The sequence below is a fragment of the Mesorhizobium sp. 2RAF21 genome (genome assembly GCF_052115345.1).
GTDB lineage: Bacteria > Pseudomonadota > Alphaproteobacteria > Rhizobiales > Rhizobiaceae > Mesorhizobium > Mesorhizobium terrae.
In genome coordinates this window covers 26382-48901 of record NZ_JBFRGM010000020.1, presented here as the reverse complement: position 1 = coordinate 48901, position 22520 = coordinate 26382, and the positions used below count along the sequence as shown (strand labels likewise).

Below are 22520 nucleotides of genomic sequence, written 5' to 3'. Positions count from 1 at the left end.
CCGACCTCATAATCTCGCCAAAGGCCCACCAGCCGCCGTGGCATCCGCAGGGTCATGCGTGACGAGGAGAACCGGAAGCTGCTTGGCGGCAGCTCGATCGAACACGAAACGGCGGAAGTCGCGCCGCAGGTTGGAATCGAGCTTGGAGAAGGGCTCATCGAGGAGCAGAGCCGTCGGCGACGCCAGAAGGGTTCTCATGAGGGCGACACGGGCGCGCTGGCCGCCCGACAGCGTTGCCGGATCGCGGTTCTCGAAGCCTGGAAGGCCGGCCTCCACCAACGCCTCGGCAATCCGCACACGCCGTACCTCCGATCCGACCACCGAGCGCGCAAGCCCGAATGCGAGATTCGCGCCGACCGACAGGTGCGGGAAAAGCAGGTCGTCCTGGAACAGAATGCCGATGCCACGTCGTTCCGGTCGCAATCCGGTCACATCGCGATTGCCGATCAACACCGCTCCTGTCGCCTCGAAGGCCGGATCAAGGTGGCCGCCGATGAAGGAAATCAACGTGGATTTTCCCGAGCCGCTCGGCCCCATGATGGTCGCCACGGTGCCTGGCTCGACCACGAGGTCGAGGCCAGAGATCAAGCTCTTGTCTCCAATGGAAATCGTTACCGAGCGAAGCGCCAACGTATTTGTCATGCCCGCCCCGACAAGGCTCGACGATCGGCGAACACGATGCATGGCACAGCCAATGCCGCAAGATAGACGATGAGCGGCAGAAGGCTCTGCAGCACGGCCAGGGCGCCGACAACCCGCCGGTCTCCGCCACTCGCCAACGCCACGGCCTCCGTTGTGAGCGTGGCGACACGCCCGCCGCCGACAAACAAGGTCGGCACGTATTGCGCGACGCTCACGGCGAAGCCAATAGCGGACGCGATCAGGATCGGCCGTAGAAGGATTGGCAGCTTGATCCGGACGAGTGTGCCTGTCGGCGACGAACCAAGGGCGGCTGCGGAGCGCGCGTAGCGTGGATCGAGAGCCTTCCACGGATCTGCCAACGCCAGCAAGACATAGGGGAATACGAAGAGGAAGTGGGCCCAGGCAACTGCCGGGAGTGTGCCATCGATGCCAAGTTTCACCGCGAACACCTGCGCGCCGAACATGAAGGCGATCTGCGGCAGGAGGAGAGGAAGATAGATTGGATGAAACACGTTGGCTCGCCGCTTCACGCCCGCGCGGTCCTCCGCCTCGAGCCAGGCGATCGCCAGGAGAAGCGCAGCAACAACAGTCAAAGTCGCGAGCGCCAGCGTGTTCCCAAGCGGCCAGATCAGTGCATGAGCCTGACGTTTCCAGATTTCGAGGCTCCAGGCCGAAGGCAGCGCATCAGGAAATGGCCAGCGCCAGGCCAGCGACCAGATGGCCAGTGCCGCAAGCGCGCCGAAGCCGAGCACAAGCACAGTCATGCCCAACATCGCCGCAAATTTCAGACCCGGCTCGCCGGTAAACCCTCGGCCGCCACGCATCGTCCACCAGAGGCCAAAGCGGGCTGTGCTCCATTCACCGAGGCGCCATAGACCGATCACTGCGGCGACCAGCAGCAGTTGCAACACCGCTGCGGCCGCGGCAGGCATGTAGCGCGCAATATCGGGCGACATGAACCATTGGAACGCGAGTACGGCAAGGGGTGGTGGATTCGTCGGCGCCAGGATCAGGGCCATGTCGACGACGGAGAGCGAAAAGGCCAGGACCACGTAGAGAGGCAATCGAATCTGGCGGTAAACCTGCGGCGCGATGATCTTGACCCAGACGATCCCCTGTCCGTATCCGAGAGCTCGACCGGCACGCATTTGCTGATCGACCGGAATCTGGTTCAGGGCAGCGAGGATAACGATCAACAGGAACGGCATTTCCTTCACCAGCAGGCCGATCACAAGAGCCATGCCCCACGGATCCTGGACGGAGGCAACATTGGGCGGCACGGTTGAGCCGGTAAGCCAAGGGCTGACCAAGCGGAGAAGCCAGCCGCTCGGGGCGATGAGGAACGCAAGACCGATCGCCATTGCGGCATGGGGAGCGGCCAGGAGAGGCGCCAGAAGGCCATCGGCGCCGCGGTTGCGCATTCGTCCGTGCACGACCGCGCAGAAGCTGAAGGCCAGGGTCAGCCCCAACACAGTCGCGGCAACGCCGGTTGACAGCGTCAGGCGTACGCTCGTTGCAAGGCCCGGTGTAGTGAGGAGATCGCGCCACGGCTGTACGGTGAGCACCTGTTCGCTGATCGACGGCAGATAGCCGAATGCGGGCAGCAGCGTGAAGATCACGCCGGCCGCGATCGGAACGCCAAGCGTGCCTCCGACGACGATAGCGATGACATGCCGGGGTTGTAGCCTCTGCAGGGTGGGAGCGAAGCCGCGCAGGCGGACGCTTATCTGCCGTAGCGCTTCTTCCATTCGTCCGTGATCCTCGTCATCCATGACGGGTGTGGTTCAAGAAGAACCGGCCCCAGTTCGGCGTTGGTCGGGAGCGTAGGGCTGGCGGGGAGATCGGCAAAGAGCTTGCGCTGTTCCGGCGACAGCCTTTCGAGATCGAGGACGCTGAAGCTGCCGAGCACACGGATGTCCTGCGCATGCGCCTGGGTGGCGGGGTCGAGTAGGAAATCGGCGACCACCATGGCCGCTTCCTTGTGCGGCGAGTTGTAGGGGATGGCCACGAAGCTCGTATTGCCGATCGTTCCGCCCGAAAGCGTATAGGTGCGGATCGTATCGGGGAGCAGACCTGACGCAATCGATGCAGCGGCTTCCGCCGGATCGAAGGACATGGACAGGTCGATCTCGCCGTCGCCGAGCAACTGGCGTTCGGCCGGACCGTTTGCCGGAAACTGTTCGCCGTGGCGCCAGAGCAACGGCCTCAACTGGTCGTACCACGCCCAAAGCGGCGCCGTCTCGCTGACGAAATCCTTGTCTGTCGCGGGCTGCTGCAGGCGCTGCCGGTCGGGAGCTAGTTCGATGAGCGCCTGCTTGAGGAAGGTAGCGCCCATGAAATCGCGCACGTCGGGATGGGTAAAGCGGCCCGGGTGCGCTTTGGCCCACGGCAGAAAATCGGGAAGCGTGCGCGGCACGTCCTTTACGCGGGCAGAATCATAGTTGAAGACGAATTGGGCGAGGCGCCAGGGCGAGGCCATTCCCTCGACAGGTGTTGTGAAGTCCGTGACATTTGACTGCTTGTTCGTCACATCGACATAGCGATAGTTGGGCAGAAGCTGCGTGAACGGCCCATAGAGAAGCTTCTTCTCCTTCATCGACAGAAAATTGGGCCCGTTGATCCAGATGAGATCGACGGAACCGTCGTCGTCGCGGCCGGCGGTCTTTTCAGCGATGACGCGCGAGACAGCCTCCGCCGTGTCGGAAAGCTTCACCTGCCTGACGGTGATCCCGTATCGGGCCTGCACCTCCTTGCCGACCCAGTCGATAAAGGCGTTGGTTCTTTCATCGCCACCCCAGGCGTTCCAGTAAACCGTCTGGCCGCGCGCCTTGGAGACGGCCTCGTCCCAACCGCTGGAAGCGTGGGCGGGGCCGCAAACCAGTGCCAGAGCGGCCATTGTCAAAGCGGCGAATGTCATTCTTGCGGTCATGATCTCGGTTCACCCTGTTTCTTGAGTTTCTTGAGCTGGGCCGTCGTCCCGGTCCGGGCCGGTGCGCGACGGAGCGTGGAAGCCGCAAAGGCTCGCCACCCCCACCACCAGCGGGTGACGGTGGTGAGCGCACACAGCCCGGCGAAGCCGAAGGCCAACAACGGGAAAGCGAACGGCCACAAACACATCGCGATGAACACAGCGATGGTTTCCGCCCCTTCCGTGAGCCCACCGAGATAGTAGATGCCCTTGGTGGGATAGCTGACTGAGGATAGGCCAAGGCGACCTGCAACGGCCGCGAAGGCGAGGAAGCTGCTGCCGGTTCCGATGAAGGCAAGCAGCAGCGTGGCGGCTGAAAGTGCATTTGCGGCCGGATCGGCCAGCGCGAAACCAAAAGGTACGAGCGCGTAGAAGACAAGATCGAGTGCGATGTCCAGGAATGCGCCGCGATCGGTGGGCTGTGTCTGCCTTGCGAGCGCGCCGTCAAGCCCATCGAGGATGCGGTTTGAGACAATGACGATGAGCGCCGAGATGTAGTGCCCACCCGCCAACAGAGGCACGACAGCCAGCCCGATCGCGAAGCCGAGAAGCGTCACTGCATCGGCCGACACGCCCCTTTTGGCGAGCCAGGCTGCTGGCGATCCCAAAAGGCGCTTTTGCAAGGGAAGGAGATGACGGTCGAACATTGCCTTCACCCCCTCAGCCATCGAAGGATGCGCGCCGACAAGGCGAGCGCCCAGGCCGGAGCATGCGCCCTTCGCCATTCGCCGGCCGTGGCTCTCGCTGCGTCCGTCCATCCCGGATAGGGATGGATCGTCCGCAGGATGGCGTTGAGACCGAGACCATGCCGCATGGCGAGCGTGAACTCACCCAGCATGTCGCCGGCGCGAGCGCCGACGATTGTGACGCCTAGAATGCGATCCTTCCCAGGAACCGTCAGGACCTTGACGAATCCTTCATTGGCACCGTCGGCGATGGCGCGGTCGAGTTCGGCGAGGTCATATCGCGTGATCTCATAGGCGACGCCGCGTTCGCGCGCCTCGGTCTCGTTCAGGCCGACACGGGCGATCTCGGGATCAGTGTAGATGACCGAGGGGAACACCTTCGTGTCCGCCTTCCAGGTCTTGAAGTCGCCGAATAGCGCGTTCATCGTCGCAAACCAGGCGTACTGGCCCGCGGCATGCGTGAACTGCAGGCGCCCGATGACGTCCCCAGCCGCATAGATGGTCGGAACGCGCGTCCTCAGCCTGTCGTTCACGACCAGCTTGCCATCTTCGAGAAGGCCGAGTTCTTCCAGACCATAGCCGCGCGTGCGCGGTCGTCGTCCGACCGCGATGAGAACGCGGTCGAAGCGAAGTGCCCTTCCATCCGCGAGGTGCGCCAGCCACGCTTCACCATCGTTGCCAAATGACTGGACGGCGACGCCGGCGATGACAGTCACCCCGTCCGAGTGGAGAGCGGCGTGCATCATCTCGCTGGCGTCTTCGTCCTCGCGGGCGATGAGGCGTGGCAAGGCCTCCACGACGATCGTTTCGCTTCCGAGGCGGGCGAAGCTCTGGGCAAGCTCGCAGCCGATGGCGCCGCCACCAAGGACAAGCAGGCGCTTTGGCCGCTCGGTCAGGCTCCACAGTGTTTCGGAGGTCAACGGCTCCACGTCGACCAGACCCGGTATCGCCGGCATGGCCGGCTCGGCGCCGGTCGCCAGCACGATCCGCCGCCCGGTCAGGCGCCGTCCCTCGACCTCGACGGTCCACGGGTCGGCAAGCCTCGCGTGCCCCTTGATGATCTCGACGCCCAACGTGCGATAGCGCTCTGCCGAGTCATGCGGAGCTACGCGTGCGACCACCTTTTCGATCCGGCGCATGATCGCTGGAAAATCAGGCTCCAGCCGGCCGTGAAGGCCGAGCCGTTCGGGTTGCATTGCCTCATGCGCGAGTTTTGCCGACCGGATCAGCGCCTTTGACGGCACGCAGCCGGTGTTCAGGCAGTCGCCTCCCATCTCGCCTTCTTCGATGAGTGCCACACGAGCGCCGGCCGCCGCGGCGATATAGGCGGTCACGAGGCCTGCAGAGCCGGCGCCGATCACAATGAGGTTGTAGTCGAACCGTTGCGGCCGCCGCCATGCGCGCAGCGCGCCCCGCCTACTCCACCATGCGTTTCCAGCCTTGGCCACGAAGGGCAGCGCCGCCAGGGCTGCGAACGCGAGCAGGATGCGGGGGCTCAAGACGTCGCCTGCGCTTTTGATGGAAGCAAGCTGTTGGCCGGCGTTGACGTAGGCAACGGTCCCCGGAAGCATTCCGACAAGGCTGACCCAGGCGAAGGTACGTACCGGCATGCGTGTCAGGCCCATCGTCAGATTGACGAGGAAGAACGGGATCACCGGCACGAGCCGCAATGCAAACAGATAGCGGGCGCCGTCCGCCGCAATGCCGCGATCGACCCTGGCGACAGCATCTGGAAAGCGGCGCTCAATGGCATCACGAAGAAAAAAGCGCGCGACGGTCATGCCGATCGTCGCGCCAGTGACGCTTGCGAAGGAAACAAGCGCCGTTCCCGCCCATAGGCCGAACAGGCTGCCGCCGATCAGGGTCAGTGCCGTGGCACCAGGCAGCGAAAGGCTGGTTACGGCAATGTAGCCAGCGGCGAAGATCAGCGCCGCAAGGCCAGGATGCAGGTTGATCCAGCCTCTAGCGGCTGCAAGCCTGTCCACCATGTCGGCGACATTGACATGGCCGCTGACGAACACTGCCAGAACGATGACGAGAGCGACGAAGAGCGCCGCTCCAACAGTCTTGCTCGGACTGCGCAATGTTCGGGCTTGATCCATGCGTGACCGGCCTCCTTAAAAGTCGGCGGCCACGCGCGGCGCCGAAAATGATAGGGTCTTATCCCTATTTCGCTCCGGCGCTCTCAAAGGTTACGTCGGCCTCGCCGCGGGCCGGATAGTCGTGCTTCACGACGTAATCGATCGCTCCCAGAATGTCGGCGAAATGGGGGCGCGCGAACGGCATGGTCTGAACACTGCCGAAATAGAGCGTGCTGTCCGGCCGCACGAGATAGATCGCCGGCTCGGAGAAAAGCTCGGGCTCGGCTATCCCAATTGAAGTGTTGCCACGGCCGCGAGAGATATAAAGACCCCATTCGCGCGCGACCGGCAAAGGCAGGTCGTAGCCGATGCGCAAATGCGGCAATTGCCAGTCAAGGCCGGTTTGGAGGGCGCGCTCCTCACTGTCGGTCGATATCGCGACAACCGAGACGCCCCGGCGTTCGAACTCGCCAAGCTTGGCTTCGAGGTCTTTGAGTTGCGTCTTGCAGATCGGGCAATGTAGCCCACGGTAGAAAACGATGAGCGAGAATGTCGCCGGCGTCTCCTTGCGGATATCATAGGAACGCCCCCCAACGATCGGGGCGCGCAGTTCAGGGACAGTCTGGCGGGGAATAAGATGAGGAAAAGAGGCGGTCATCGCACATATCCTTTGTGAGGCTTGTCAGGTGGAATGTTTTCATTTTAGATCGATCGCTATAAAACATGCAATGCCTGATGCCGCTTTGCAAGGAGCGAAGGCACGAAACAGGTCGTTGGAGAGTAGTGAATGGCGCGACCACGAAGTTTTGATCAGTCGACTGTGCTGGACGCTGCAATGGATCAGTTCTGGCGTCACGGTTACGAGGCAACGTCCGTTCGGGATCTCGCCAGCGCGATGTCGATCACCGGGGCAAGCCTCTACAATGCGTTTGGTGACAAGCGCTCCCTGTTCCGGCATTGCCTGGATGCCTACCTCGATACTTATGCAAGGCGACGGATCGCGGAGCTCGACGCCAGCGACGATCCGATCTACGGAATCCGCACCTTTTTCGACGGTCTCGTCGAGGCTTCGTTCAAGGACCGCCGGGGCTGCCTGCTCGTCAATTCGGCAATGGAGGTTGCGCCTTGGGATTCCGAGATGGCTGCGTTAATCCAGGCAAGCCTTCGTGAAATCGAAGACGGGTTCCACCGTGCGCTCCAGCGGCTTCCTGCCGCTGCCGGCTCTCGACCTCAGCGAGATGCCCGTGCGACGGCGCGGCAGATGCTGTCGGCCGTAATCGCCTTGAGGGTGCTGGCACGGGCAGGTGGCGATGGTGACCGACTGCGCAGTATCGCAAGATCGGCAGTCGCCCTGGCGGAAGATTGGCACGGACAGTGACCAAGCGCGTTGTGCTCGTCGGAGTCGGCCACGCCCATCTCCATATCCTCAAGAATGCCGCCGCACTTCGACATGCGGGAGCGGAGGTCGCGGTTATTGCACCGCACGATTTCTGGTATTCGGGCATGGCAACCGGAATGCTTGGCGGGCTTTTCCCACCAGAGGCGGATCGCGTAGACATCGGCAAGCTCGCGATCGATACCCATACCACACTTCATCGCGGCACGATGATCGGGCTCGACCGGACAGCCCGGGAAGTGCTTCTGGAAGATGGGCAGCGGGTAGGCTTCGATCTGCTTTCGCTCAACCTCGGAAGCGCACCGCCGCCGGTGCCAGGAAAGAGCGAGCCAATCTATTCCGTCAAGCCGGTTCGCGCGCTGGTCATGCTCCGGCAACGGATCGAGGAAGAGTGGCAAAGTGCCAATCCTGCCATGCTCCGAGTCGCGGTGGTCGGCGGCGGCGTAACCGGGGTCGAGATCGCAGCCAACCTTCGTGCCTTGGCCGATCTGCATGGGCGCGGCATGGCAATCACGGTCTACAGCCGATCCAAGCCGTTGAAGCAAATCCCTCCACGTGCCGCGGCAGCGCTCATGCGGCACCTTGCCGACGTTGATGTTGGCGTTCGTTGGCCGATCGCCGTTGTGTCCGTCAACGAGAGCAATCTTACCCTGAGTGATGGCACGCGCGAAGCGCACGATATCGTCGTCAATGCGACGGGCCTTGTCCCGCCGGGCCTCGTTGCCCGGCTCGGCCTTCCAACTGACAGTGAGGGAGGGCTGATTGTGGACAGGTTCCTGAAGTCCGCCGGCGATGACTCGATCTTCGCCGTCGGCGATTGCGCCGCCTTTGACGGACATGCCCTACCGCGCGCCGGTGTCTATGCCGTCAGACAGGCGCCAGTCTTGCTCGCCAATCTCTGCGCGACCCTGTCCGGAAGGCCGCTCACGCCGTTCGCGCCCCAAAGGCGCTATCTCGCCATTGTCGGCCTCGGGGCGACGTCGGCACTGATGATGCGCGGCTCCCTGTGGTTCAAGGGGCCGCCCGCGTTGTGGCTCAAGCGCTGGATCGACCAACAGTTTCTCGACCGCTACCGCTGAGGTAGCCGTCTGTTATTCGGCACTGAACGAGATATGGCTGCAATAGGTCTGCGCGCTACCCTTGTGATCATCGGCATCGGTCATGATTCCTGAGAGAATAGAGATCCGGCTGCTCATCGCCGGAAAGGGCCGACGTGACTTTCTAGATCGATCGCTCTAATTTGTACTCCTCATAGTGAAGTTGGGAAGATCGCGGTCAGCGTAGCCGGAAATGGTCACGGGCGAATAAGAACCATTCAGGGTGCGGTAACGCCAGTACCTGTGTCATGCAAAGGGAGGAGATGATGTTTCGAATATTTGCTGTTGCCGCTACGGCCATGATCATCGCAATGGCTGTCGGTCGTATCGCCCGCGCTGAAAGCCCGGATTTGATCGTGAAAGAGAGCGCCGTTGATTTTTCGACGACAGTACAACGCCTGCAGGCCGAGATCGAAAAGCGAGGCGCCAAAATCGTCGCGACCGTCGACCATGCCTCTGGAGCCAAGGCGAATGGACTTGAAATGCGGCCGACAACCGTAATCATCTTCGGCAATCCAATGCTCGGCACACCGCTGATGGAGAGCCTCCAGACAGCGGGACTCGACCTGCCTCTCCGCGTGCTGATCTGGGAGGATGCAGGCAACAATGTGCGGATCGGGTATTGGCCGCCATCGCAGATCACCGATGCTCACGGGATTGAGGGGCGGCAGGACGTGACCGACAAGATGACGGCCGCTCTCAATGCAATCACCGACACTGCTGGCGCGCCGTGATCAGTTTTTGAGACGGAACAACGTTCCAACCGCTCGATGGACGCCAAGAGCCCTGCTATCCAGGGGCTCTGACGCCGCAGGCATTCAGCGGTCTCAATTGCGGACCTGGTCGTTGATCGACCAATCGTAGTCGTTAAAGACAATTTTATAGTCGGCCGGCACCGGCGAGAGCCGGTACTGATTGATATAGGATTGCAGAGTCGGGGCCTTGGCCAGGAAATCCTTGGTATAAAACTTGAATATTTCCGATATCCGGATTTCCCTTCGGCTGTCGTCCACATCCACGTTGCGCTTCTCAGCCACAAATTCTCGCGCGGCGGCGTCGAGTTCTTGGTCGAGACCCCTCGCGGTGAAGGCGGACTGTGGCAATCTAGGGCAACTCACCGACATACAGTTCAAGGCGAAATGCACGCGCGGGTCGCCGAGAGGGCGGATCACGCTATTTTCAAGCCGGTAGAGCGAGACCGCCCGGCCACCGATCGTAAACTTGCGCAGAACGAAGAACCGTGTGCGATCAATCCATCCAAACCGCTTCGGCACACCCGCATCCAGGACGCCGTACATCGCCAGGGCATTGTATGCATTGAGGTAGTACGCCATGCGGGCGTTCGGTGTTGCAAACCGGCCCGGTGACGACAAGGGATCGACGGCCGCAATGTATTTCACGACCTCGTCTAAACCTGCCCGGTCTTTTGCCAGGCCTGAAAAATCCACACGGCCGCGTGCATCAACATAACGCTTGAGCACGTCGGTCCACGCTACGTCCCATTGATCGAGATCAAGACGAGCTGGCGGTCCTGATTGCGCGGGCGCTTCGCTCGTCACAAACCCACTGATCGTGGCAACAATGAAGCCAGCCAAAAGCGTGAGCCGTGCTCGGCGCCAGACCCACGACTTTTGTTCCATACGATTACCTTGCAGCATCTGATCGGCCTTCGAGCGCCTCGACTTTTGCGAGCCGCCGTGTCCCCACTTCAGGGGTGGTGATCATGGGCTCGCCCTTCGTAACCTCTCCCGAGAGCGGGTTCCAAAACCGCTCGCCATCGGCGTCTTGCAGATGGACTGGTCGAAGAATGGAGGTATCGCGACGGGCGTTGAAAAGGCACATCGAAACGGGGCCATCCTGCGTGACCGCCATGAACACGCACGCTTTGATCCGCTCCGGGTCCAGTTCGCAGGCATCCATGAAGTTGTGAATGAAGAAGGACAGCTTGTTCACTCGGCCGCGCGCTGCGATCAGGTCGTACTTCATGCGCCAGAGCTTGCAGGCGAACCACCAACTGGCCCGTGCCACAATGTCGGGATTTAGGGCAAGGCATCGCAGAAACGTCACGACCGCGCGTCGCGGCTGTTTGCGATCAAAGCGGATCTTTGCCGTACGGGCTAGGAGAGCGTTGTAAAGGGGCTTGTGGTCCAGAGCGTCGTAGGCCCGACCATTCGCGATAAACGTCATTGCGTAGCGATTGCAGCGCGTATGTCCGACATGTGCCGTATCGAAGGTGATCGAGGTTCCCACACCTTTCTCGATCTGCCTGATCACGGCGTTTGTTGCGATCGATGAGCGTTGGCCCAAGGTTCCGCGTCCCGTCTGTGCGACCGGCTGGAAGGACACCAACCTCACGACATCACTATGTCGAGCGAAGAAAGCCACGACATCTGGAATCTGATCGACGTTTCCGTCGAAGACGGTGGTGTTGAAATAGACAGCCAGAGGCAATTCGCGAGCACGCTCGATATAGGCGAGGCGCAGCTCGTTCAGCTCGGCCTCGCTGGCATAGCCCCGCCGCCCCTGGGTCAGGTCGACATGGAAGGCGACATCGATCAAACCGGCATCCACCAAGCGTGTCAGCAGAGCGCGTGTGGCCCGGATACCGTTAGTGAACAGCGCCGGTCGCATTCCGCGGTCGCTGATGCGGCGAACGATCGCGACCAGTTCGTCGGCCTTGCGCAAGGTGGGGTCACCGCCGGTGATCTGTACGTCGACATCAGAGCCATAGGCATCATGGATCATGTCGATGCGGCGGAAAACCTCGTCCAATGGCAGATCTTTGACGGCTTGCGAGTGTTCGGACAGATAGCAGGCGCTGCAATCGAGGTTGCAGCGCTGTGTGATTTCCAGCGCGACACAGCCGATAGCCGTCCGTCGCCCAACAAACTGCGCACGATCCCACTGTCCGGTCTCGACCATTCTTCGCCGAGCCCGGTCCAGTGCAGTCTCCTCGCTTCCTTCCGCAGGCCCTCGCGCCATTGGCATCCCCATGAGGTGTCGATTCATTGGCCTGCGTCGCCCCGTCACGCGTGAATGTTGAAGCACGTCCTGGTTCAAAACTGAGTTGTCAGACGCGTTAGCCACATGGGCGAAACGTCGACCAAGAACGCCTCAAGTTGCTTGTCGAGGCCCGAAAGGATCAAAATTCCGATCACCGCGAGAAGGCCGCCCAATACCGCCTTTCCTCCTTGGCCTGCTCGTAGCAACCTTTCCCGCCACCGCATCATCGCTTCCCGCGAGACAAGCCCCAGGAGAAGCAGCGGCAACGCGGCGCCGATACCAAACACGATCATGACGATCGCAACTTGCCTCAGGTCCTTGCCTTGCGCGGCCAGAACCGAGGCAGCGCCAAGCGTTGGGCCGACACAGGGGCTCCAGACGGCTCCGAGCAACAGGCCGACGGCAAACTGGCCCTTCAGGCCCGATGCCGAGAAACCGCCAAAGCGACGGTCGGCCCAGCCGCTGACAGGTCCTCCTGCGACGGCGAGTCTCGCCTGGAGCTTGGGGACTAGGAGAACCAGGCCGACCGCGAGCAGCAATAACGCAGCCACATTACGCAAGACGCCGCTATCCAGTCCGATCGAGAAACCAATCGTTGCCACGAACAGCCCGATTGCCACGAAGGAGAGAGCGAGGCCTGCAGCGAGCGCGGCTGGCCCCAATTTGTGTTCGGAAACGGCTGCCCCGAGAACGAGCGGCAAGAGCGGCAGAACGCAAGGCGATAATGTCGAGAGAATGCCGGCCGCAAAGGCGAATAACGCACTGCCACTTGCCATTGACTGCCCTCACTTTGCCTGTGTCGATTGAACGAGCGAGGCAATCGAATCGGGATTGGTATCCCCGACCGAGCGGGCCGTTTCGCTTGTCCCGCGAAAAGCGATCAGCGTGCTTTGGCTCTGCGCGCCGAACTGGCGCACGACAGATTTCTGGCTGTCGAAATCGACGGCGAAGATAACAAGATCCTTGTTGGTCGGATCTTCGGCGAGCTTGTCGATGATCGGCTTCTGCGCCTTGCAAGTCGGGCACCAGCTCGCCGAAATGTCGACGAGAATGCGGGCGTCACTCTGCTGCGCTGCATCGAAGCTCGCTTTGTCAAAAACCTTGCGTTCGGCTGCGCTCGCCGTGGGGATTGCGATCCATGGCGCAATCGACATGGTGAGAGCAAGAGCGAGGAACTGACGTTTATGCATGTGGATCTCCTTCGGTTGGTTGAGGCGACGGATTGAATGGCGCCGGGGAATGCTTGGTCCTCAGTCGAGAGCTGCAAGGGTGCGGGGCGCGACCCATCGGAACATCTTTCGTGCAAAGACGCTGCCGAGAGCGACCAGAACGATCGCTGTGCCAAAGTTCCACATCAGGATCATCACGGTGGCGTCCATGCTGTGAAACAATGAGAGGGCGGTTGCCGTGATCGCCGCAACGGACAGGCTGCCCATCACCGTCACCATCCTGGGGCGAAGAGGCGCTGCATGGCGCAGCATCACCAGCATCATGAGCGACAAGGGCAGGCTCGTCAGGACCAGCGTCGCTAAGCAACGCGCAGCTTCACCGAGAGCGATACCGTCCGGGCCGATGCTGATCCATTGGGAAAGGCACTGGTAGCCAATGTTCGACAGCCAGATGCCGAGTGCAGGCAGTGGAAGAAGAAGCCAAAGGCGCGAACGATCAGGGAGACTGACAAGGAAAGCGGCGATCGCAGCGAAAATGCCAGTTAGAAGTGCCCCGAACAGGCCCACGGCGAAGGCGGGATCACCGAGGCGTTGGGCAAGATCGGGACGAAGCCCCTGGGCGATGGCAAGAAGCGTCAACACGGCGGCAGCGAGCGCGAGCCAGCAGCTCGCCCGCACGAGCGGCGGCCGCAAGCGACGCACGGGAGGCAGGTCTTTTGCCAATGATGAAATAAGGTCGGGTGTCTTGATCACGTGTCTTGTCCGTCGGTCAGCATCTTGCGCAGGCTTTTCAAGGCGCGATGCGTCGCAACCTTGAGAGAAACAATCGACAGACCGCTCACCTTCGCGGCCTCTTTCAGGGACATTTCCTTGAGCTTGAGCAACGAAATGGCCTGCTGCTGTCTGGGTGGGAGTTTTTCGATGGCCGCCACCAGTCCGATCCGATCCAGTCCTTCTTCCAGATTCGTCCCAGACTCGATAAAGGTTTCGTGCTCCGCCGTCAGAGGCGTTTCGTGCGCCCTTCGACGACCTTGGCGGCGAAGGCGGTCAACAAACCGGCGGCTTGCGATGGCAACCAGCCACGGCCCGAACGGCCGGGAAGGATCATAAGTATGCCGGATGGCGTGCATGGTCAGAAAAACGTCCTGGACCGCATCTTCGATGTCCTGCTGATCGTAATACCAGCCCAAGGCGAGCGAGCGCAGGTAGGGCGTCGTTTCCTGGAGAAGCCGGAGATAGGCTGCGGAGTCACCGTCTTGGGCGCGTGCCATGAGAATTGCCCAATCGACATCGCGGATCGTGCGAGGCGTATGATGCGCGCCATCATTCGCAGTCGCGTGATGCTGCGCGTCGCCGGGCACGAGCCTCAAATATGGAATGTCGCTGCGTGGCTTCTGGATCATGGCCATCAACCATTAGTCCCCGGAAACCGGGTACGGCCGAGTAACTGGATGAGGTGATCCAGCGACAAACGGCCAGGACCGATCGCAATGATGGACAGCGCCATCGCGGCCCAGGGCAAATGGAAATTCGCCCATCCGTCGGGCACGACAAGCTGGATGACACCGGTCATGACGAGCAGCCCGAGCGCGCTGAAGCGTGTCGCAAGGCCCACAACCAGCAGGATCGGCAGGACGATCTCCGCAACGCTATCGAACAGCGCCAGCAGGTCCGGCGCTGGAAGATCATAGACGCCGCCGAAGATATGCAGTTTGAACTGCTCCTCGAACAGGAAGGTCGCCGCAGGAGAGAGCTCGAGGAAGCCGTCCCATTTGGTCAGGCCTGAACGGAAGAATGGAACGGCCAAGGCGATCCTGAGCGCAAGCGGCGCGACGGCTTGGGCTGCCCATGCCAGCCATTCGAGGATGATGCGAACGCCTTGCACCAGACCTGACATGCTGATCCAGCTCGTCCGGGTTTGCACTTCGCTCATGGCTGGACACTCCGCGCCAGCAACTCCGGTTCATTGCCGGCAAGACAGTCGACGAACGCGCCGGCAGCAACGAGGTCGCGAATGTTTCCCGAAAGATCGAAACGCGGGTCTGAGCCGAGTGCCGTCTTCATCGCCTCGGTCAGCGTCCGACCCTGCTGCAGGGCCTTCACGAATTCGAAGCCGCCAGGCGGCATCACGCGAAGTTCAACCTCGGCCTCCGGGCGCACCAGCAGCACGTCTTCGCCGGTTGTGAAATCCACCGGCGCCGGCACGCCGTCGCCAACATTCATCCGCCAGATCGTGAGGACCGGAAACCGGGACCAGATCAGGCGCAGCGAGGGGTGGAGACCGAATGTGAGGCCGGCCACCTCGTCACCCGGGATGGCGGCCAGCGCTTCCGGCCTCAGCGGACTTGCCTCCGGCGCATGGTAGGCTTCGAGCCAAGCGCGTTCGAGCCGGGCGACGTCGGCCAGGTACGGCAGATCCGCGACCGGCTCGAAGCCCCAAATGAAGTCGGCAAATCCGGCGCCGTAATCGAGAAGGATCGGCGAGGTCGGCGGCTCGGAAACCACGAAGACACGCGCCATCGCCTGGAAGAATTCCTCGCCGACGATGCGGCAGACCGCCGGATAGTTGGCTTTCAGCGCCTCAACGAGGCCGACCACCACATTGTTGCGATAGACCGCGAACCGTCTCGGGCTTGGCTGGCCGTCCGGTCCGACAAGTCCCGCTGGCGTGGCGAGCGCGGGATCGAATAAAGCCGCGGCAAAGCCGCCCAGCCTGTCAGCCAGCGACAGCATGAGCCTGATCCTTTCGATGGGCGTGAAACATGGCTGCCTCCGCCCGTTCCGCTTCAGCCTTGAGCTCAGGCCATGTCGGCACGTTTGCGTCCCATTCGATCAAGGTCGGAACCGGGCCGAGGCGTCCGATCGTGTGTTCGTAAAGATCCCAGACGATGGCGTCGACCGGGCGGTCATGCGTGTCGATCAGCAGCGGCCGCCCTTTCTCGTCCGCTTCAGGCGTATGGCCTCCCAGATGAATCTCCTGCACGGAGCCAAGCGGATAGTCATCGATGTAGCTGATCGGGTCCCATTGCTGATTGGTCGATGCGACATGGACATTGTTGACGTCGAGCAGGAGCCCGCAGCCGGTTTGCCGCACGATCTCGGCGATGAAGTCGGTCTCCAGATAGGTGCTTTCGGCAAAGGCGAGATAGGTCGACGGGTTTTCCAGCAACATCTGCCGCCCGAGCGTGTCCTGTACTTCGTCGATATGGGAAACGACACGCGAAAGCGACTGCTCCGTATAGGGCACCGGCAGGAGGTCGTCGAAATACGCCGTGTCGTGCGTCGACCAGGCAAGGTGCTCGGAAAACAGCCCAGGCTCATAACGCTCGATAAGCCCCTTCAGCCGGTTCAAATGGCTGCGATCGAGCGGTCGGTCGGCGCCGATGGAAAGCCCCACCCCGTGCAGCGACAGCGGGTAACGCTCTCGGATTTCGGTGAGATAACGGTGCGGCGGGCCGCCAGCACCCATGTAATTCTCGGCGTGCACCTCGAAGAAGCCAATATCGGGGGCGGTCTCGAGGATCGTGCGGTAATGTTCAGGCTTGAGGCCAACTCCGGCACGCGCAGGAATTCGGCCGCTCCCGAACACCCGGGCATTTTCGTTTCTGCAGGCCATGTCACGCCTCCACCTTCTACTTTTCTGGGAAGCTTCCGGAGCGGACGATGCGGTCCGCTCCGGGCTTGGATCGTATCAGGACTTGATCGGCGTCAGGCTGCCATGGCCATTCGGTGTGCTCATTGTCGTGCACGAGCCCTTGGCGACGAGCTTGAACGCGTTTCCTTGATAATTGACCGTGCTCGTTCCGGCACAGGTGGTGCCAGCACCCGCGAAGCAATCGTTCTGGCCCTTCAGAGCGACGCCGTAGCACTGCTCGAACTTGCCAGTTTTCATCGCCTTCATGGTCTTGGCCTGGTTCTCCTTCATCATCTTTTCCATCTCCGCCTTGGTGGCGGCGCCGGCAGGAGCGGCGGCAAGAGAGCCGATGGCAGCGGCAAACGCGGTGGCGACGACGGCAGACAGCACGCGGTTGGACATAACTTCCTCCAATTAATCGAGACGGCCCTGGCGACCGCCATGCCAGCAAGTCATCAAGGCTTGCTTTTGTTTAATTCGCCCGGACCGGCATAAAGGTTACGGAGCTTGAGCAATGAAGAGCGCAGGTGCGCGATCGGACGGGTGCGCCCGCAACATCACTGGAGAAGCACGCCGCCACTCCAGCCAGCGAGCACGGAGAGCAGCAGCACGCTTCCGAGCTGCCAGGCCGAGGCCACAAGGCCAGCGTCTTGCGGGTCAACCAGCCGCGATCCTACGCTTCCGAGGGCGGCGGAAGCGAAGACACCGAGCAACATCGTCATGCGCGGCGCCAAGGGCACACCGCGGCGCAGCATCACCACCATGATCAATGCCGGGATGGCTCCGGCTATGATGATGTCTGGAAAGTAACCCCAGTCGTCGGTCAGCCGGGAGGCGTCCAGGCCTTTCAGCCAAGCCGCGAGCCCATCTTGTCCAAGGCTCCCCAGCCAAACGGCAGCGGGGGCCAATGGCAGCAGGGCCATTCTTCGGTCCCGGCCCGGGATGACCATGACAAAGGCGGCAGCAGCGGCCGTTATTGCAGATGCGAGCACAACTGCTTGCTCTGCCAGGAAATGAAAATCGGCGAGCTTTACGGCTAGATCGGCTTGCGGAACTTGCGCTACAGTCACGACCGCAACGGCCGGCAAAGCTATCGCCAGCCAATTCACGGAACGCCGCCAGGGCGGCGGCAGGCTCCGGATCGGATGTGCGTTTCTCGCCAGAAGGTTGATCAGCTCGTCCGTTTCCACGTTCAAGCCTCTTGGCTTAATAGCTGCCGTAACGCTGCCACTCCTCTGTGCGTGGCGACCTTGAGCGCGCTAATGCTCATGCCGGTCGCCGTCGCGGCCTCCTTGAGCGACATTTCACGCAGCTTCAAAAGCTCAATGGCCCGACGTTGTCCGTCGGGTAAACTCTGAATTGCCTGGTGTAGTGCCTCAGGGTCTCGATAATCGTCTCCTGATATATTCGCATCGGCATCACAAAAGGTTTCCGGGACGTCGGCGACAATCACCTCGCGGGCTGCCCGGCGGGCGTTGCGCCGCGTTGCGTCGGATATTCGGATGCGTGCTATGCCCAGCAACCAGGGAAGAAAAGGCCGCTCCGGATCATAGGCCGCGCGAGCAACATGAAGGGAGATGAGGACATCCTGCACGATGTCTTCTGCTTCCTGCCGTCGGAAGGCAGCGATTTGCCGAAGCACAAGCTTGCGCACAACGGGCGTGATTGCATGAAGCAATGCCGCATAAGCGGACCGATCGCCGTCCTGAGCCGCCCGCATGAGCTCTGCGAGGCGCCTATCATGTCCAAGCCCCCGAGTCATGGGGGACTCGCCCCGAGGGAGACAGTCTTTGGCCTGTTGCTGGTTGCTGCATGCTCGGGCCCGGCCCAGGCCAACGCGCGATAGTCGACGACGTAGCCCAGACTCGGCTTGATCACCGCAAAGTAGGGCGAGACATCGAAATCCCGCGGCACGAACAGGCTGTGGTGACGGATGTGATAGATCTCGCGCAGACAGTCCCGGCAGTCGGGAGCATCCATCACCTCGGTGTCGATGACGGGCAGGATCGGAAAGCCCACGGACTGAAAGGCCTGCGCGATCAGTGTCGAGCAGATCGCTCGCGTGGGATCGCCGCTGCCCAGCGCCAGCATCCGCCGCCGCCAGGGCGTGGGCACTGGAGGTGTCGGCAACAGATAGCGCACGAGATCGAAAACATTCTTCAGGTCGTAGCGGTCGCCAAGCCGCGCCAGGACGTAATCAATTACACAGCGGGCATCCTCGGGCGAGAGCCCGACCGGCCGACAAATGCGCAGATGAAGGCCTTCCAGCTCTTCCAGGGCAAACGCGCGCACGCCATGCTCGGTGTCTGCCTCGACCAGCCTGCAGATGCGCCCCTTGTCATCGACAACACCGCTCTCGCCGACATAGAGCGCCGCATGGGACCAGGTCGACTGGGTTAGGTATTTGATCGCGCCGCTGATGCGGCGGTTCCCTTCCATCAGCACGACGTCGGCCGGCTGGAGGAGCTGGCTCATTGCCTCAAGATCTGTCGGCGGATGAGGATAGGGACCGCTGGCTCGCGCGTTCAGGTAACGCGCGAGCAGAGACCCCAATCCTCTCGACAGGCGGTTCATGCAAGGTCCTCCCGTCCCTCTTTTTGTTATCAGGCCGGAAGAGCCGTCTCAGTCGGCAGGCGGCTGAAAACGAAGCCGAGCACGGCGCCCCAGACGAGGTGCAGGATGAGCGTCATGACGGGCGCCATCATCCCAAGCCCCATGCCGAAGAAGCCGGCGCCGGCCATCGGCATCACCAGGATCATCATCAACAGCCAGGCGAGCACCCCGAAGGACATGCCCTTGGTGACGGCTCCCGAACCCGGCAGCCGGTCATAGAAAACAGCGAACAGGATGCCCCAGAGCACCGTGCCGATAAGGAAGTGCATCAACCAGCCAACGCCGACGCCACCCATTCCTAACGTACCCTGGGCCATGCCGCTCAACATGGCGATCGGGTTGAGCTGAGGCATCACACCCATCGCGGCCTTCATCATCATGAGCAGTGAGAGTATGACGGTTGCCGTGAAGCCGGCGATCATTGAACGAACATAGATATTCATGACGGTATCCTTTCTTCAGTTGCCTCGTCTCGGGAGCGAACCCGGCAGCGGTCCCTGTTCGGGCTAATCCTCGAGATATTCGCGGATCATCAGGCGGGCGCGGTGAATGCGGCTCTTGACGGCCTCGCGCGTCAGCCGGAGCTCGGTCGCGATCTCGCCAATCGAATATTCCTGGACGTCGCGCAGCAGGATCGCCTCGCGATACCTGTCTGGCAGCGAATGAATGGCCGCGATCAGGTCCGCGCGCAGCTCCAGTTCAGGCCGGTCGATGAAGGCAGGATGATCATCCGACGGCAGTTCGGTCTGACCATGCATTTTGCGCCACAGGTGATTGCACTCGCGCCGCACGATCGCGAACACCCAGGCGGAAAAGGAAGTGACTGTCCTGAGGGCGCCGATACGCTGGTAGACGAGCCAGAGCGTTTCCTGCACCGCATCGTCCGCGTCGCTCGTGCCGGCACACTGCGATTGCGCATAGCGCCGGATATCGGGTTGACTTACGGCAAGGAGACGCTCCAGAGCTGCCCGATCGCCTTGCCGGGCGGCATCGATTAGAACAAAGCGGTTTTCCATCTTTCGCCTCCAGTCGGGACTCGGTTTCCGTGACGCCCTCCAGACACCTCGAAACGTTCCCGATGCTTCATAGAGGAGCCGGATCGGCAAAAGGGTTCGGGTCGCGGATCGCGGGTCGATCACAGATTCGTGAAGACCGCACCGAGTCCGTAGCGATGAGAGCACTCGCAGAATGCGCCCAAACGTCCTCGAACGCCCGGCGATACAACCATGCCATCCGATGATCGATCAGCGCAGTACGGGCTTACTGTCTTTAACAAGTAGGGCAAGAAGCCAAGCGTCAACCTAAGAATATTCGCATCGCTCGAATCCAGCTAGCACAAAAGAGTGCCGCACGATGAAAGTATAGGATCGCTGCGAATACGATAGTCTCAATAATTCGTTCTATCGTTTGCACTCGAAGTGGGGGCGCTTCATAACGGACGCGTGCGCATCATCCGCGCAATCGGTGCAGATCTGCCCGCAAATCCAGGCGATCTCCAATCGCGCGCGATGAAACAATGCGAAGCCCAGCACCTACGCTTGGCGGAAGAAACGGGCACGCGTCACCCCCTCAAGGGTATGGATGCGATAGCCATCCACGGGCGTTAGACGCCGGGCGATCAGGCCCCGCCGAACAGAGCAAACGACAAGGAAACGGAAAATCTATGACGCTTGTCATAGCCGCGAACCACCTCAACCGGCGCAACATGAAAGTTTGGCCAAGTCCTTGCCAAACGACAGAGCCGCGAGCTTCAGCCCCTCGACGGTCGTCAGATATGGGAAGATCATCTCGGACAAATCGTCGATCGTCAGGCCGCCGCGGATGGCCAGTGCCGCTGTCTGAATGCTGTCAGCACCTTCCGGCGCGAGAATGTGCGCGCCGAGCAACCTTCGTGTCGCCCCATCCGCCACCAGCTTGATCAGGCCGCGCGTGTCGCGTGCCGCGAGCGCCCGCGGCACGTTGTCGAGCGGGAGGATGGAGGTACGAACCGAGTGTCCGGCGGCACGCGCCTGCATTTCGGTCATGCCGACGCTCGCTACCTGCGGGTCTGTGAACACGACAGCGGGCACCGTGGTGTTGTCGTAACGCAGGCCATCGCCGTTCAATGCGTTCTTGGCGGCGAGCTTTGCGCCATAGGCGGCCATATAGACGAACTGATCTTTTCCGGTCACGTCTCCAGCGGCATAGACGCCGACCTTTGACGTGCGCATGTGGTCATCAACGATGATGGCGCCGGTCGGCGTCGCGGCAACACCCGCCTCAGCCAACCCAAGGGTTTCGGTGTTCGGGCGGCGTCCCGTCGCCACGAGAATCCGCTCGGCCGTCAGGGTTTCCTGACGGCCGCCCCGCGTGATCGTAAGCGCTACACCGCCGTCATCGGTCCTTCGGGCGGATTCGTAGGCGATCCCGCCGACGATCCTGATGCCCTCATCTGACAGGTAGGTGGCAAGCGCTGATCCGATTTCAGGTTCAGCCTCCGGCAGAAGCCGGCTGCGGTAAACGAGCGTCACCGTGACACCGGCGCGTGCGAAAGTCTGGGCAAGCTCCGCGCCAATATAGCCGCCGCCAAGCACGATCATCGAACGCGGCAGTTCGGTCAGGGCGAGCGCCGTCGTGCTATCGAGCGGCGACACGTCGGAAATTCCCGGAATTTCCGACAGCGCCGGCCTTGCTCCGGTGGCGATGATGATCCGTTCGGAGGCGAGGCGCTGGCCCGCAACCTCGACGCCACCGTCAACGAGGCGGGCCTGCCCTTCGCGGTAGACCACATTGTTATATTCCGGCAGCAGATCGGCGTATTTCGCCCGCCGAAGACCGGCAACCAAGGCGTCTTTCTGGGCGATCTGAGCGGCCCAATCGACCACGCGCGCGCTGCTTTCAAGGCCATCGAAGCGGGCTGCCGCATCATTGGCGTGGCGAACAGCTTCCGTGGCCCGGATCAGAGCTTTCGAGGGAACACAGCCGATATTGACACAGGTGCCACCGATTGTGCCATGCCCGACCAAAGCCACTTGCGCGCCCTGTTCGGCGGCCGTGATCGCAGCGGAAAACCCGGCTGACCCAGCTCCGATGACCACAAGGTCATAGCGGCCGTTGCCTTTGTTGGAAGTTGTAGCTTCGCAAGCTTCACACATTCAATCAATCCTTGTTTTCTGTCGCTGATCTGCGTCAAGCGGCTCCGCCGCGCCGGAATGGCGGCGCCGATAAAGATAAAATGCCGCCAGCCCAATG

25 protein-coding genes are annotated in these 22520 nt (G+C 61.6%); 3 read left to right on the top strand and 22 right to left on the bottom strand.

Annotated elements, in window-relative coordinates:
* Positions 1-6: 6 nt before the first annotated feature.
* From AB4136_RS26555 to AB4136_RS26530, 6 genes are all read right to left on the bottom strand, one after another.
* On the bottom strand, positions 7-642 hold the full coding sequence (locus AB4136_RS26555; protein ID WP_137901793.1) for an ATP-binding cassette domain-containing protein: 636 nt from the start codon (positions 640-642) through the stop codon (positions 7-9).
* Positions 639-2390, bottom strand: a complete 1752-nt coding sequence (locus tag AB4136_RS26550; RefSeq protein WP_441931796.1) for an ABC transporter permease — start codon at positions 2388-2390, stop codon at positions 639-641. The genes AB4136_RS26555 and AB4136_RS26550 overlap by 4 nt, the downstream gene beginning before the upstream one ends.
* Positions 2366-3571, bottom strand: coding sequence for an ABC transporter substrate-binding protein (locus AB4136_RS26545; protein WP_137901792.1), 1206 nt, complete (start codon positions 3569-3571; stop codon positions 2366-2368). The genes AB4136_RS26550 and AB4136_RS26545 overlap by 25 nt, the downstream gene beginning before the upstream one ends.
* The gene (locus AB4136_RS26540) at positions 3568-4257 is read right to left on the bottom strand and encodes a CDP-alcohol phosphatidyltransferase family protein (protein ID WP_137901791.1); all 690 of its coding nucleotides are present in this window, start codon (positions 4255-4257) and stop codon (positions 3568-3570) included. The genes AB4136_RS26545 and AB4136_RS26540 overlap by 4 nt, the downstream gene beginning before the upstream one ends.
* A gap of 5 nt (positions 4258-4262) precedes the next feature.
* Positions 4263-6398, bottom strand: coding sequence for a bifunctional TVP38/TMEM64 family protein/FAD-dependent oxidoreductase (locus AB4136_RS26535; protein WP_137901790.1), 2136 nt, complete (start codon positions 6396-6398; stop codon positions 4263-4265).
* A gap of 64 nt (positions 6399-6462) precedes the next feature.
* Positions 6463-7035, bottom strand: coding sequence for a peroxiredoxin-like family protein (locus AB4136_RS26530; protein WP_137901789.1), 573 nt, complete (start codon positions 7033-7035; stop codon positions 6463-6465).
* Positions 7036-7212: 177 nt separating this feature from the next.
* On the opposite strand from AB4136_RS26530, the gene AB4136_RS26525 reads away from it, so the two are divergent.
* The 3 genes from AB4136_RS26525 to AB4136_RS26515 all read left to right on the top strand — a co-directional run bounded on the left by AB4136_RS26525 (position 7213) and on the right by AB4136_RS26515 (position 9604).
* A complete protein-coding gene (locus tag AB4136_RS26525) occupies positions 7213-7755 on the top strand; it encodes a TetR/AcrR family transcriptional regulator (protein ID WP_171021034.1) in 543 nt (180 codons plus the stop codon).
* A complete protein-coding gene (locus tag AB4136_RS26520; RefSeq protein WP_171021033.1) occupies positions 7752-8852 on the top strand; it encodes an FAD-dependent oxidoreductase in 1101 nt (366 codons plus the stop codon). The genes AB4136_RS26525 and AB4136_RS26520 overlap by 4 nt, the downstream gene beginning before the upstream one ends.
* 281 nt (positions 8853-9133) lie before the next feature.
* Positions 9134-9604 (top strand): DUF302 domain-containing protein, encoded by a 471-nt coding sequence (locus AB4136_RS26515; RefSeq protein ID WP_441931793.1) that lies wholly within the window; start codon positions 9134-9136, stop codon positions 9602-9604.
* 93 nt (positions 9605-9697) lie between these two features.
* Here AB4136_RS26515 and AB4136_RS26510 read toward each other — a convergent pair whose 3' ends face one another.
* The 16 genes from AB4136_RS26510 to merA all read right to left on the bottom strand — a co-directional run bounded on the left by AB4136_RS26510 (position 9698) and on the right by merA (position 22423).
* A complete protein-coding gene (locus AB4136_RS26510) occupies positions 9698-10528 on the bottom strand; it encodes a DUF547 domain-containing protein (RefSeq protein WP_441931791.1) in 831 nt (276 codons plus the stop codon).
* Positions 10515-11792 carry a radical SAM protein gene (locus tag AB4136_RS26505; RefSeq protein WP_441931789.1) on the bottom strand — a complete coding sequence of 426 codons (1278 nt, stop codon included), beginning with the start codon at positions 11790-11792 and terminating at the stop codon, positions 10515-10517. The genes AB4136_RS26510 and AB4136_RS26505 overlap by 14 nt, the downstream gene beginning before the upstream one ends.
* Before the next feature lie 134 nt (positions 11793-11926).
* A complete protein-coding gene (locus AB4136_RS26500) occupies positions 11927-12649 on the bottom strand; it encodes an urease accessory protein UreH domain-containing protein (RefSeq protein WP_137901785.1) in 723 nt (240 codons plus the stop codon).
* A gap of 9 nt (positions 12650-12658) precedes the next feature.
* Positions 12659-13063, bottom strand: a complete 405-nt coding sequence (locus AB4136_RS26495; protein ID WP_137901784.1) for a thioredoxin family protein — start codon at positions 13061-13063, stop codon at positions 12659-12661.
* Positions 13064-13123: 60 nt separating this feature from the next.
* Positions 13124-13795, bottom strand: coding sequence for a DUF1109 domain-containing protein (locus AB4136_RS26490; RefSeq protein WP_137901783.1), 672 nt, complete (start codon positions 13793-13795; stop codon positions 13124-13126).
* Positions 13792-14451, bottom strand: coding sequence for an RNA polymerase sigma factor (locus tag AB4136_RS26485; protein WP_441931787.1), 660 nt, complete (start codon positions 14449-14451; stop codon positions 13792-13794). Before AB4136_RS26485 ends, AB4136_RS26490 begins: the two co-directional genes overlap by 4 nt.
* Entirely contained in the window at positions 14451-14975 is a 525-nt protein-coding gene (locus tag AB4136_RS26480) for a DoxX family protein (RefSeq protein ID WP_137901782.1), read from the bottom strand. The genes AB4136_RS26485 and AB4136_RS26480 overlap by 1 nt, the downstream gene beginning before the upstream one ends.
* Positions 14972-15775, bottom strand: coding sequence for an HvfC/BufC N-terminal domain-containing protein (locus AB4136_RS26475; protein ID WP_137901781.1), 804 nt, complete (start codon positions 15773-15775; stop codon positions 14972-14974). The genes AB4136_RS26480 and AB4136_RS26475 overlap by 4 nt, the downstream gene beginning before the upstream one ends.
* Positions 15759-16658 carry an MNIO family bufferin maturase gene (gene bufB, locus AB4136_RS26470; RefSeq protein ID WP_137901780.1) on the bottom strand — a complete coding sequence of 300 codons (900 nt, stop codon included), beginning with the start codon at positions 16656-16658 and terminating at the stop codon, positions 15759-15761. Before bufB ends, AB4136_RS26475 begins: the two co-directional genes overlap by 17 nt.
* A gap of 75 nt (positions 16659-16733) precedes the next feature.
* A complete protein-coding gene (locus AB4136_RS26465; RefSeq protein WP_137901779.1) occupies positions 16734-17078 on the bottom strand; it encodes a BufA1 family periplasmic bufferin-type metallophore in 345 nt (114 codons plus the stop codon).
* A 155-nt stretch (positions 17079-17233) separates the two neighbouring features.
* On the bottom strand, positions 17234-17866 hold the full coding sequence (locus AB4136_RS26460; protein WP_171021031.1) for an NrsF family protein: 633 nt from the start codon (positions 17864-17866) through the stop codon (positions 17234-17236).
* A gap of 2 nt (positions 17867-17868) precedes the next feature.
* A complete protein-coding gene (locus AB4136_RS26455; RefSeq protein WP_441931786.1) occupies positions 17869-18396 on the bottom strand; it encodes a sigma-70 family RNA polymerase sigma factor in 528 nt (175 codons plus the stop codon).
* 38 nt (positions 18397-18434) lie between these two features.
* On the bottom strand, positions 18435-19250 hold the full coding sequence (locus tag AB4136_RS26450) for a lipo-like protein (protein WP_137901776.1): 816 nt from the start codon (positions 19248-19250) through the stop codon (positions 18435-18437).
* Between the two features lie 29 nt (positions 19251-19279).
* Positions 19280-19732, bottom strand: coding sequence for a DUF6789 family protein (locus AB4136_RS26445; RefSeq protein WP_137901775.1), 453 nt, complete (start codon positions 19730-19732; stop codon positions 19280-19282).
* Between the two features lie 63 nt (positions 19733-19795).
* Positions 19796-20305 (bottom strand): RNA polymerase sigma factor, encoded by a 510-nt coding sequence (locus tag AB4136_RS26440; RefSeq protein ID WP_137901774.1) that lies wholly within the window; start codon positions 20303-20305, stop codon positions 19796-19798.
* Between the two features lie 675 nt (positions 20306-20980).
* Positions 20981-22423 carry a mercury(II) reductase gene (gene merA / locus AB4136_RS26435; protein WP_137901773.1) on the bottom strand — a complete coding sequence of 481 codons (1443 nt, stop codon included), beginning with the start codon at positions 22421-22423 and terminating at the stop codon, positions 20981-20983.
* Positions 22424-22520 lie beyond the last annotated feature (97 nt).

Bases quoted from the DNA above. Each gene is read 5' to 3' on its own strand.
- AB4136_RS26485 (WP_441931787.1), bottom strand. From the start codon at position 14,451: ATGGCCATGATCCAGAAGCCACGCAGCGACATTCCATATTTGAGGCTC.
- AB4136_RS26500 (WP_137901785.1), bottom strand. From the start codon at position 12,649: ATGGCAAGTGGCAGTGCGTTATTCGCCTTTGCGGCCGGCATTCTCTCG.
- AB4136_RS26555 (WP_137901793.1), bottom strand. From the start codon at position 642: ATGACAAATACGTTGGCGCTTCGCTCGGTAACGATTTCCATTGGAGAC.
- AB4136_RS26450 (WP_137901776.1), bottom strand. From the start codon at position 19,250: ATGAACCGCCTGTCGAGAGGATTGGGGTCTCTGCTCGCGCGTTACCTG.
- bufB (WP_137901780.1), bottom strand. From the start codon at position 16,658: ATGGCCTGCAGAAACGAAAATGCCCGGGTGTTCGGGAGCGGCCGAATT.
- AB4136_RS26505 (WP_441931789.1), bottom strand. From the start codon at position 11,792: ATGGTCGAGACCGGACAGTGGGATCGTGCGCAGTTTGTTGGGCGACGG.
- AB4136_RS26455 (WP_441931786.1), bottom strand. From the start codon at position 18,396: ATGCGGGCGGCTCAGGACGGCGATCGGTCCGCTTATGCGGCATTGCTT.
- AB4136_RS26530 (WP_137901789.1), bottom strand. From the start codon at position 7,035: ATGACCGCCTCTTTTCCTCATCTTATTCCCCGCCAGACTGTCCCTGAA.
- AB4136_RS26545 (WP_137901792.1), bottom strand. From the start codon at position 3,571: ATGACCGCAAGAATGACATTCGCCGCTTTGACAATGGCCGCTCTGGCA.
- AB4136_RS26515 (WP_441931793.1), top strand. From the start codon at position 9,134: ATGATGTTTCGAATATTTGCTGTTGCCGCTACGGCCATGATCATCGCA.
- AB4136_RS26445 (WP_137901775.1), bottom strand. From the start codon at position 19,732: ATGAATATCTATGTTCGTTCAATGATCGCCGGCTTCACGGCAACCGTC.
- AB4136_RS26535 (WP_137901790.1), bottom strand. From the start codon at position 6,398: ATGGATCAAGCCCGAACATTGCGCAGTCCGAGCAAGACTGTTGGAGCG.
- AB4136_RS26540 (WP_137901791.1), bottom strand. From the start codon at position 4,257: ATGTTCGACCGTCATCTCCTTCCCTTGCAAAAGCGCCTTTTGGGATCG.
- merA (WP_137901773.1), bottom strand. From the start codon at position 22,423: ATGTGTGAAGCTTGCGAAGCTACAACTTCCAACAAAGGCAACGGCCGC.
- AB4136_RS26550 (WP_441931796.1), bottom strand. From the start codon at position 2,390: ATGGAAGAAGCGCTACGGCAGATAAGCGTCCGCCTGCGCGGCTTCGCT.
- AB4136_RS26525 (WP_171021034.1), top strand. From the start codon at position 7,213: ATGGATCAGTTCTGGCGTCACGGTTACGAGGCAACGTCCGTTCGGGAT.
- AB4136_RS26465 (WP_137901779.1), bottom strand. From the start codon at position 17,078: ATGTCCAACCGCGTGCTGTCTGCCGTCGTCGCCACCGCGTTTGCCGCT.
- AB4136_RS26495 (WP_137901784.1), bottom strand. From the start codon at position 13,063: ATGCATAAACGTCAGTTCCTCGCTCTTGCTCTCACCATGTCGATTGCG.
- AB4136_RS26475 (WP_137901781.1), bottom strand. From the start codon at position 15,775: ATGCTGTCGCTGGCTGACAGGCTGGGCGGCTTTGCCGCGGCTTTATTC.
- AB4136_RS26510 (WP_441931791.1), bottom strand. From the start codon at position 10,528: ATGCTGCAAGGTAATCGTATGGAACAAAAGTCGTGGGTCTGGCGCCGA.
- AB4136_RS26440 (WP_137901774.1), bottom strand. From the start codon at position 20,305: ATGGAAAACCGCTTTGTTCTAATCGATGCCGCCCGGCAAGGCGATCGG.
- AB4136_RS26480 (WP_137901782.1), bottom strand. From the start codon at position 14,975: ATGAGCGAAGTGCAAACCCGGACGAGCTGGATCAGCATGTCAGGTCTG.